The sequence below is a fragment of the Bartonella rochalimae ATCC BAA-1498 genome (genome assembly GCF_000706645.1).
Taxonomy (GTDB): Bacteria; Pseudomonadota; Alphaproteobacteria; order Rhizobiales; family Rhizobiaceae; genus Bartonella; species Bartonella rochalimae.
In genome coordinates this window covers 720,130-721,060 of sequence record NZ_KL407337.1, presented here as the reverse complement: position 1 = coordinate 721,060, position 931 = coordinate 720,130, and the positions used below count along the sequence as shown (strand labels likewise).

1 pseudogene is annotated in these 931 nt (G+C 43.9%); it reads left to right on the top strand.

Features of this window, described 5'->3' with window-relative positions:
- Positions 1-931 (top strand): annotated as a pseudogene (locus tag O99_RS06890) (hypothetical protein); the annotation flags it as partial.

The window sequence follows — 931 nt, the reverse complement described above, 5'->3', positions numbered from 1 at the left end:
AGGAAAGTTATGTAAATCTTCTCACACATCACAAATTTGATAATTGGTGCTCTCGTGGTTTTGGAGTTCAACAAGCCACTTGGACTGTTGATGGTAAAAATACAGTTCTTGATGTGTATGAGACACGTGTTTTGAATAATAGGTTGGGAGATGAATGGCTTCCGAGAAGTACGGAAGTTTGGATCGGTTCTGGGGCTGAAGCGGCAGGTGATTTTTCTATCGCTATAGGTCATAATGCTTATGCCGATGCAGCCCGCTCGATTGCTTTAGGTGCTGGAGCTCGTGTCGTTATAGAACGCTCGGTTGCTTTAGGTGCTGGATCTGAGGTTGGTGTAAGCGTAAAGCAACCAGGTTATGATCCTTGGACAGATAAGTTGTCGGTAAAAAGTAATCATATATGGAAATATAATGACGGGATAGTCTCTATTGCTGCTCCTGTTGCTCGTATACCAACCTCACGACTACTTACCGGAGTAGCAGCTGGGATACAGGATACTGATGCTGTGAATGTTGCTCAGCTGCAGGCTTTAAGACAATGGACAGTAATGATTGCGAAGAACGCTTCAACCTATTTAGGAGGTGGAGCGGACATTCTTAGTAATGAAACTCCAACTTATAAGATTCAAACTTCAGGTTATAGTGATGTAGGATCGGCATTTAAGGGTGTTGACAGCTCGATTAGTGATCTTTATTCAAAGATTGGGAATGTAGCAGGGAATAGCCTTGTACAGCAAGAAGGAGGGGGTAGCGGTCGTATCACGATAGGTTTGAAGACGGGTGGCACGGAAATTAATTTTATGAACCAAGTACTCCAAGGTCGTACGCTTTCTGGTTTGGCGGATGGAAAGCTTTCCGACAGTTCGACAGAAGCGGTTACAGGCAAACAGCTTTATAAAGTCCAAGGAGAAGTCGCAACGATTGCGAAGAATAC